Genomic DNA, 9,382 nt, shown 5'->3' with positions numbered 1-9,382 from the left:
TGTCCCCAATCATCAACGCCTGAACCAGCACCCGCCATCACCCAACCCGTTGCCGACCTGTTCTGTCACGCTCCGGTCAGACCAAAGTGTGACAGCACCATCACCGCCTGATCTACGTCGCGACCTGTTTTGTCACACTTTGGTCTGCTTGGTTTCAGAGGGTGAGTGTGACGCTGGCGCAGGCTCAGGTGGCCTGGCAGATCTACAGTGGCAGCGATGTCCGATCAGGGAATAATCACCGAACCGGCACGCGAGACAGCGGTGCTCGCAACAGCCGATGTCGTGGTCGTCGGCAGCGGACCGGCCGGGCTCGCTGCAGCGCTCGGCGCTGCTCGTGCCGGCGTGAGCGTCGTGCTGCTCGAACGGCACGGCTGCTTCGGCGGCAACATCACCGCCGTGGGCGTCGAAGGATTCGCGTGGTACCGCCACGAGGACACGGTCGACACCGAAGGCATCGGCATCGAGTTCGAGGAGCGAGCAAAGGCAATGGGCGCCGCCCAGCCCGAGCCACAGTCAAACAGCCACGCACTCGATGGCGAACTGTTCAAGTACGTCGCCGACGTGCTCGTGCAAGAGGCCGGAATCCACCCGATTTTGCACGCAACCGTCGTCGCTCCCGTGATGGACGGCGAGGTGTTGCGAGGCGTGATCATTGAAAGCAAGTCCGGCCGCCACGCCGTCCTCGGCAAGCGGATCATCGACGCAACCGGCGACGCCGACATCGCCGCCCGAGCGGGTGCACCGGTCCACCAGGCGCCATCCGAAGAATTGATGGCTGCGTCGGTGATGTTCCACCTCTCAGGCGTCGACAAGCAGGCCTTTCTCGCTGGCGTGGCCGCTGACCCCCAGACGTATGCCGACTGGTCAGGCGGCGAGTGGACGATCGAAACAAGCGGCAAGGAAGACGAGATGTTCTCGCCCTTTCTTCGCAAGCCATTCGAACAGGCCATGGAAGCCGGCGCTATCCCTGCCGATCTGACCACGATCGGTGGCACGTGGGGCGCAATCTCTGATCAGGGCGACCTGACCTATCTCAACCTCGTGCACCTTCCCAACGTCGACGGGACCGACGTCGAGAGCTTGACCGCTGCGGAAATCGAGGGCCGGCGCCAGGCAGTCATGGCTGCCGCGGCACTCACCGAGTTCACCCCTGGTTGCGAGCGAGCCAAGATCCGCAACTTCGGGATGAGCGTGGGCATTCGTGAAACCCGCAAAATCGACGCGGTCTACAACATGACCGACGAGGACGTCCGGGGTGAGGGCCGGTTCGACGACAGCATCGGCATCTTCCCCGAGTTCATCGACGGGTACGGCATTCTGATCCTGCCGACTACCGGCCGCTACTTCCAGGTGCCCTATCGGGCAATGCTCCCCAAGGGCGTCGAGAATCTGCTCGTGGCCGGCCGCTCAATCGGCGGCGACAAAGTCAGCCACGCAGCCGTCCGCAACATGATGTGCTGTGCAGTGAGCGGCCAGGGAGCTGGTGTCGCAGCGGCGATCTCCGTCGCAACCAACACCTCGGTCGCCGACGTCGACATCGTTGAGGTCCAGGCCGAACTCACGCGCCAAGGCGTCCGGATTCACTGATCGACGCGAAGCGGCACAACGAAATCGCTCGCAAAGCACCCGACCGCAGCGTCGGGTCGCAAGGTCCGTACCATCGGGCGACGTGGGCGCCATCGATCTCATCGCACCGCCCCGGTTGGGTCGGTCATTTCGCTGGCTGCTCGGTTCGTCCTGGGTGTCGAACATCGGCGATGGTGTCGCTCTCGCTGCCGCTCCGCTGCTCATTGCATCGCAGACGCGTGATCCGTTCCTGATTTCTCTCGCCGCGCTCGCTCAACGGACACCGTGGCTCTTCATTGGCTTGTATGCAGGGGTCCTCGCAGACCGAGTCGACCGACGTCGGCTGATCGTGATCGGCAACGCCGTTCGCGTCATCGTGCTCGCCAGTCTCACCGCAACAATCGTCGTGGACAGGGTCGACGTCACCGTTGTGCTCGCTGCGCTGTTCGTGCTCGCGACCGCAGAGGTCTTCGTTGACATCAGCACCGGAACGCTGCTGCCGATGATCGTCACCAGCGACGACCTCGGCGTCGCCAACTCCCGGTTGTTCTTCGGCATGATGACGCTCAACCAGCTTGTCGGCCCCGCATTGGGCGCCGCGCTGTTCACGGTCGGCTCGGCCATCCCGTTCGGATCACAAGCCGCTGCGATGGCCTTGGCTGCAGTACTCGTTTCCCGTATCGCAGCCAGGCGGCCGGTGCTACCTGACCCGACAGCGTCATCCCAGACACGAAGCGTCCATCGAGAGATTCGCGAGGGCACCCAATGGCTCTGGGCCCACCGGCCAATGCGCACGCTGACCATCACAATCTTCACGTTCAACCTTGCCTTCGGTGCGCTGATCGCATTGCTCGTGCTGCTCTCCATCGAACGACTTGGGCTTGGCGAGCTCGGCTTCGGATTGCTGACGAGCGCGAGCGCTGCGGGTGGTGTCGTCGGGTCGATTTTGTACGTCCGAACCGAACGTGCCGTCGGCATGGTTTGGATCATGCGCATCGGCCTCGTTATTGAGACATTGACCTACCTGGTCTTCGCTGTCACGACGGTGGCCTGGATCGCCATGGCAATGTTTTTCGTGTTCGGCATTCACGCGGCAATGTGGGGAACGACGTCGACCACGGTGCGCCACCGCGCCGTGCCCGAAGTGTTGCAGGGCCGGATCGGCAGTGTCTACCTCGTTGCCGTGCAGGGCGGCATCGCTCTTGGCGCTGGACTCGGCGGCCTCATCTCCAGCGTCTGGGGCGTGGCGAGCGCGTACTGGTTTGCCTTCGCGATCAGCGCCGTCCTGCTCGCCGCGATCTGGCGCGAACTCCGCCACATTGCAGAAGCTCCGGCCGCGTCGTCAGCTCTCGAGTAACTCGAGTTCTTCGTCGAGATATTCGGTCTTGCACTTGCTGCGCTGTAGCTTGCCGCTACTGGTCTTCGGGAGAGTCCCAGGATTGACGAGCATGATGTCGCGCGGCGGCAGGCCGCTCACCTCGAGTGTCCGTTCGTGGATCCGGGCACGAATGTCAGACAGATCACCGGAGCTCTCGGTCAGGCGTACTTCGGCCACGACGACGACGCTCTCCTTGCCCTTGTACCCGTCCATGCCAAAGGCGATGACGTTGCCGGCGCGCACGCCATCGAGCGGCCCGACAGCGCGCTCGATGTCTTCAGGGAACACATTGCGCCCGCCGACGATGATCACGTCCTTGATGCGGCCACACATGACGAGTTCGCCATCGAGGAGGTAGGCGAGGTCACCAGTACACAGCCAGCCGTCGTGGAAGAGCGCCGCAGTAGCATCTTCTCGCTTGTAGTAGCCCGGCGTGACCGAAGTGCCGCGCAGCAGGAGCTCACCGACGTGCCGTTCAGGCAACTCTTCGAACGTGTCGGGATCGACCACCTTCATCTCTAAGCCCGGCACCGCGGTACCGAGCAGGGGGAACTCGCGGGCGAGGACGGCGTACTCGTCGGGGTCCGTGACCTCGATCGGCTTGGCGACACGCTGGGTCTCAAGGATGACGCGATCAACCGTGTCGGTTCGCAAGCCACGTCCGCGCTTCGGGAACGAACCAGCGATCGCGACCTCGGCCATGCCGAACGCCGGGAAGACTCCGCCCGCAGGGAAGCCAAAGCGTGCAGCTTCGGCAACGAATGCGACGACCGCCTTCGGGTCGACGGGTTCGGCGCCCGAGAGCGCCAGGGTGAGGTGCGACAGATCGAGCCCGTCCATCCGCTTCAGCGCACGAGTCGCAAGCACCCACGAGAAGTTTGGGCCGGCAGTCGCGGTGCACTTGTAATCACTGAGCCACTGCATCCAGTTACCCGGATGCGCCAAGAAGTCTTGCGGGGCAGCCTGAACCAGGTTGACGCCCTTGGTCATTGGGATGGCGAGGAAGCCGACGAGACCCATGTCGTGGTACAGCGGCAGCCACGACATCATTGTTTCGTCGGGCTGAATCTCCGCCGCTTGGAGGGTCGCGTCGACGTTCGCCGACAGCACCCGATCAGGGATCATCACACCCTTCGGTTCGCTCGTCGACCCACTGGTGTACTGAAGAATGACCAGACGCTCGGGGTCGTGATCTGGCAGTTCAAGCGCATCGCCCGTCGGCACGTTCGGTGCACCCGGCAGAACGGACGCCATCGGTTCGATCGGCGGGTCACCCTCGGCTGCGGTGTAGAAGTCGGCAAGCATGGCGTCGATCAAGACAAGCTTCGCGTCGCCGTGTCGGATGCGGCCGCGGGTGCTGTCGACGAACGCATCGAGCGAGCCCATGCGCATCGGCAGTGGAAGCACCATCGAAGCAATCCCGGCCAGCCAGCAGCCGCGCACAATGGTCATCAACGCTCGACTGGTCGGGCCGAGCACAGCAACGTGGTCCCCGGGCACCAAGCCCTTCGCCTGTAACGCTGCGCCGACGGCGCGAGCGTCGTCGTGAATTTCCCGCCACGTAACGAGCGCAGGCCGACCGTCTGCGTCGAGGTCACCGCTCAGGACGGACTTGCCGACGAAGCGGACACCCGTGCCGAGATCGGCAGCAGCTTCCAAACGAGTGATCGTGGAGTCGACGTCAACCATGGTCCGAGACGGTACAACGTCAGTGCCAGCGCGCTCCAGCCAACGACGCTCTCCGGTCACGCTCCTGTCACGCTCCGGTCAGACCAAAGTGTGACGTTCTTGTCACGCTCCGGTCAGACCGGAACGTGACAGGAGTGTGACGGACTGTCTTATTGGCTGCCGTTGAGCCGCCCAGGGAGGTGGTGCATGGAGCCTCCCCGCACCTTGACTTCCTTGGGCTGGCACTGATGGCAGCCGTATTCGAGGTGGATGCCCTGGATCGACATCTGGGTGCCACGTGACTTCTCGAGGATCACCTGCGGGAGGTGGTACAAGTCGTCGCCACGACAGATCGGGCACTTTGGCCGCGGATCGCGAGTCCACTGCCCCCTGCACGCGGCACAGGTGAGCCGCAAGAGGCCGTCGCCCACGGGCTCGCCGTTGAGGTGCTCGTCCGACTCGCATGTCGGACACACAATGTCGAGTGCCATATCGGCATCGTAGGTGCCCGGTGGCCAGGGTCAGTTCGCAGCAAACGCTTCCGACAGTTGCGTGATGCTCTCTGGCGGCAGCGTCGTGTACAGCAATTCGGCCCCCTGGAACCGTGCTGCCTCTGCGGCGAGCTCACCGACGTGGACGTGTTCTGCGAGGATCACGACTGCGGTTGTGCCGTCGTGGACGGCCTGCTTGAACCAGCCGACCCACTCGTCCGGAATCCCAAGGTCGACTACCTTGGCGGTGACCGCGCCGACACCGGCGCCGACTCCCATGCCTGCGAGCCATCCGATCGGGCCGCCGATAATCAGACCGAGTAGCCCGGTCCACATGGCACCAGACGCGGCGGCCTTACCGGGCGTCGGATCGATTGTCTCGACGACATTCACCTTGCCGTCTTTCTTCGACACGATGACGGCGTCCTTCAGTTTCAGTGCCCCACTGACGCGCAGGCCATTCATGGCGAGCAGGAACTCCTGCGCCCGGAGCGGCGTGCTGAGGGCGACGCCGATGATCACCGGAGCATCGGGATCGAGGTCGATGTCAGAATTCGCTCGGAGACTCGGATCTGGTGGCTGAAAGTCACTCACACTGTGAGTCTGACCCACGGATTGCTGCAATCAAACCTCGCCGGCTGGCTCTGACAACTTCGTTCGTCCACCCGAGCGGCAATGATGGCCTGATGCCTGACTTTCGCACCCTCTCGCTCGACAATGGCCCCGGTGCCGGACAACCCATCCTGCTCGGGCACAACGACTTCTGGATGAAGTCGCTCGACGAGCGAAACGCGGCCTTCGCCCAACTACGCCACGAGAACACCGAGGGCGCTGGCATGTGTTTCCATGAGGAACTCTCGGTCATCGAAGGCGGCACGGCAGGGCCCGGGTTCTGGTCGGCCGTCAGCTACGACGACATTCGCCAAATCAATCGGACGCCCCACGCCTTCTCGTCAGCAGCCGGCATCACGCTTGGTGAGTCGGCGCCCGAGACACTCGAGTTTTTCGGATCGATGATCGTCTTGGACGACCCGCGTCACGCCAAGATGCGCATGCTCGTCCAGAAGGGCTTCACCCCGAAAACCGTCGCGCGCATCGAAGAGTCGGTGCGCGAACGTGCCCGCAAGCTCGTTGCCGAAGCGAAAGAAATGGGTGAGTGCGACTTCGTCGGGCAGTTGGCGGCACCACTCCCCCTCGGCGTGATCTGCGACATGCTCGGCGTGCCGCCCGAAGACGAACAACAGATCTTTGATTGGACCAACCTCATCCTCGGCGCCGGCGACCCCGACTTCACGATGGACTTGCACGAGTTGATTCTCGGAGCCGCTGGGATGTTCGACTACGCACAGGCCCTCGGCGAAGCGCGACTCAAGAACCCAACCGACGACATCGCATCAATTTTGATGCACGCCGAAGTCGACGGCGAGCGACTCACGGCTGCCGAGTTTGGCTCTTTCTTCATCCTGCTCGCAGTGGCCGGCAATGAGACCACCCGCAACGCAATTTCGTGGGGCATGCATCAGCTCCACCATCACCCCGATCAGAAGGCGCAGCTCCGCAACAACTACGCCGAGATGTCGATGCCGGCCGCCGAAGAGATCGTCCGCTGGGCGTCGCCGGTCCTCCACATGCGCCGGAGGGCGAACTACGACATCCAGGTTGGCAACACGATGATTCGCGAAGGCGAGAAGGTCGTCATGTGGTACTGGTCGGGCAACCGTGACGAGAACGTCTTCACCGACGGCCACGCCTTCGACATCAACCGTGCCAACAGCAAGGAGCAGGAGGGCTACGGGGCTGGCGGCCCGCACTTCTGCCTCGGCGCGAATCTTGCTCGCCGCGAAATCCAGGTGATGTTCGACGAGATCTTCACCCAGATCCCCGACATTGCGATCACGGGCGAACCCAACCGATTGGTCAGCGGCTTCATCAACGGCATCAAAACAATGAGTTGCGATACCCGAGGCTAAACCGGTCGGGGTTCGTGGGGAGCACAGCCCGTAGGATCTGGGGCCGTATGAGCGACACCGACATCGACAGCCAATCGGGCTCCAGCATCGACACTCCGGAACATCGGTACACGTCGGCGCTTGCGCAGGACATCGAAGTCGGTTGGCAGGACTTCTGGGCCGAAAACGGCACGTTCCACACGCCCAACCCCGTTGGAGCGCTCGCTGATCCCGACCGCAACGAGCCACTCGGCGAGAAGGTGTTTGTCCAGGACATGTTCCCGTACCCGTCGGGCGTCGGCCTCCACGTCGGCCACCCGCTCGGATTCATCGGCACCGACGTCTACTCCCGCTTCAAACGGATGACGGGCCACAACGTCCTCTACACAATGGGCTTCGATGCCTTCGGCCTGCCTGCCGAGCAGTACGCCGTACAGACCGGCCAGCACCCCGCGATCACGACCAACGAGAACATCGCCAACATGCGACGCCAACTGCGCCGACTCGGTCTGAGCCACGACATGCGACGCTCGGTATCGACCACCGATCCCGAGTTTTACCGCTGGACACAGTGGATCTTCAGCCAGGTATTCAATGCGTGGTACGACGACTCCCCTGATGTCGATGGCGCGCGCCCGATCAGCGAACTGATCGAAATGTTCGAGTCCGGCGAGCGCGACACACCCGACGGCTCACCGTGGGCTGACCTCTCGTCTGGCCAACGCAATGTGATCATCGACGACCACCGCCTCGCCTACATCTCCGAAGCGCCCGTCAACTGGTGCCCGGGCCTGGGCACCGTCGTCGCCAACGAAGAAGTCACCGCTGACGGCCGCTCCGATCGCGGCAACTTCCCCGTGTTCAAGCGCAACATGCGCCAGTGGATGATGCGGATCACCACGTACGCCGACCGTCTGATCGACGACCTCGAACTGCTCGACTGGACCGATGCGATCAAGGCGATGCAGCGCAACTGGATTGGGCGCAGCAACGGCGCCAAGGTCGACTTCGCCTCCGAGGCCGGGCCGATCAGCGTGTTCACCACACGGCCCGACACATTGTTCGGGGCCTCCTTCATGGTCCTCTCCCCCGAGCATCCGTTCGTCGATCAACTCGCCGATCCGGCTCGTACGCCCGGAATAACCGAACAAATTGCGGCCTATCGGACACAGGCGGAAGGCAAGAAGGAATTCGAGCTGCAGGACGACACGCGCGAGAAGACCGGCGTGTTCACCGGCGCGTACGCGACCAACCCGGTGAACGGTGAGCCGGTGCCGATCTGGATTGCCGACTACGTCCTGATGGGCTACGGCACCGGCGCGATCATGGCTGTCCCGTGCGGCGACACTCGTGACTTCGAGTTCGCCCGCAAGTTCGATTTGCCGATCCCAGCTATCCAAGAGCCGCCAGCATCTTGGTTCGCAGAGCGTGGCCTCGACGTCACGCTCGACACCCGCCAGTGGCCCGAAGCGTTCGTCGGCGATGCCCCGTACGTGAACAGCACGAATGAGCATCTGCAACTGGACGGGCTCGTCAACAAGGTCGAAGGCATCGCCGTGATGAACGCTTGGCTCGAGCGGGCTGGTGCCGGTGAGGCCACTGTCAATTACAAGCTTCGCGACTGGCTGTTCAGCCGCCAGCGTTACTGGGGCGAGCCCTTCCCGATCGTCTACGACGCCGACGGTAATCCGCACAGCATCCCCGACTCAATGCTGCCGGTCGAGCTGCCCGAGACCGATCAATTCGCCCCGCGCACGTTTGACGCTGACGACGCCATGTCTAACCCTGAGAGCCCGCTGGACCGCCTCGACGACTGGATGAACGTCGAACTCGACCTGGGCGACGGCATGCAGACCTACCGCCGCGACAGCAACGTGATGCCGCAGTGGGCTGGCTCGTGCTGGTATCAGATGCGTTACATCGATCCGCTCAATGACGACCGGTTCTGTGCCGTCGAGAACGAGGAATACTGGATGGGCCCGCGCACCGACGTGCGGCCCGATCATCCCGGTGGCATCGACCTCTACGTGGGCGGTGTTGAGCACGCCGTGCTGCACCTGCTGTACGCCCGTTTCTGGCACAAGGTTTTGTTCGACCTCGGCCACGTCAGCTCCGTCGAGCCGTACGCACGCCTGTTCAACCAGGGCTACATCCAGGCATACGCCTTCAAAGACGAGCGTGAGATATACGTCGAGGCTTCCGAAGTCGAAGGGAATCCCGACGACGGCTGGACCCACAACGGCGAACCGGTTAAGCGTGAGTACGGCAAAATGGGCAAGAGCCTCAAGAACGCTGTGTCACCCGACGAGATGTACGAGGCCTACGGCGCC

7 protein-coding genes are annotated in these 9,382 nt (G+C 63.2%); 4 read left to right on the top strand and 3 right to left on the bottom strand.

Going from position 1 to position 9,382, the window contains the following annotated elements:
- The first annotated feature begins 216 nt into the window (after nucleotides 1–216).
- Entirely contained in the window at nucleotides 217–1,587 is a 1,371-nt protein-coding gene (locus ACH2EI_RS13575) for an FAD-dependent oxidoreductase (protein WP_395154185.1), read from the top strand.
- 82 nt (nucleotides 1,588–1,669) lie between these two features.
- Complete coding sequence (locus tag ACH2EI_RS13570) at nucleotides 1,670–2,923, top strand: MFS transporter (protein WP_395154184.1); 1,254 nt, start codon at nucleotides 1,670–1,672, stop codon at nucleotides 2,921–2,923.
- On the opposite strand, the gene ACH2EI_RS13565 is transcribed toward ACH2EI_RS13570, so the two are convergent.
- The 3 genes from ACH2EI_RS13565 to ACH2EI_RS13555 all read right to left on the bottom strand — a co-directional run bounded on the left by ACH2EI_RS13565 (nucleotide 2,909) and on the right by ACH2EI_RS13555 (nucleotide 5,697).
- The gene (locus tag ACH2EI_RS13565) at nucleotides 2,909–4,633 is read right to left on the bottom strand and encodes an AMP-binding protein (protein ID WP_395154183.1); all 1,725 of its coding nucleotides are present in this window, start codon (nucleotides 4,631–4,633) and stop codon (nucleotides 2,909–2,911) included. The genes ACH2EI_RS13570 and ACH2EI_RS13565 overlap by 15 nt on opposite strands.
- A 149-nt stretch (nucleotides 4,634–4,782) precedes the next feature.
- Nucleotides 4,783–5,103, bottom strand: a complete 321-nt coding sequence (locus tag ACH2EI_RS13560; RefSeq protein ID WP_395154182.1) for a hypothetical protein — start codon at nucleotides 5,101–5,103, stop codon at nucleotides 4,783–4,785.
- A gap of 30 nt (nucleotides 5,104–5,133) precedes the next feature.
- Nucleotides 5,134–5,697 (bottom strand): DUF1269 domain-containing protein, encoded by a 564-nt coding sequence (locus ACH2EI_RS13555; RefSeq protein WP_395154181.1) that lies wholly within the window; start codon nucleotides 5,695–5,697, stop codon nucleotides 5,134–5,136.
- Nucleotides 5,698–5,789: 92 nt separating this feature from the next.
- On the opposite strand from ACH2EI_RS13555, the gene ACH2EI_RS13550 reads away from it, so the two are divergent.
- Together ACH2EI_RS13550 and ACH2EI_RS13545 are read left to right on the top strand one after the other, a co-directional pair.
- Nucleotides 5,790–7,073, top strand: coding sequence for a cytochrome P450 (locus tag ACH2EI_RS13550; RefSeq protein WP_395154180.1), 1,284 nt, complete (start codon nucleotides 5,790–5,792; stop codon nucleotides 7,071–7,073).
- A 47-nt stretch (nucleotides 7,074–7,120) separates the two neighbouring features.
- Nucleotides 7,121–9,382 (top strand): class I tRNA ligase family protein (locus ACH2EI_RS13545; RefSeq protein ID WP_395160392.1); only part of this gene is annotated, 2,262 nt, incomplete at its 3' end.

The organism is Ilumatobacter sp., assembly GCF_041688325.1.
Lineage (GTDB): Bacteria > Actinomycetota > Acidimicrobiia > Acidimicrobiales > Ilumatobacteraceae > Ilumatobacter_A.
This window is presented reverse-complemented; position numbering and strand designations above follow the sequence as displayed.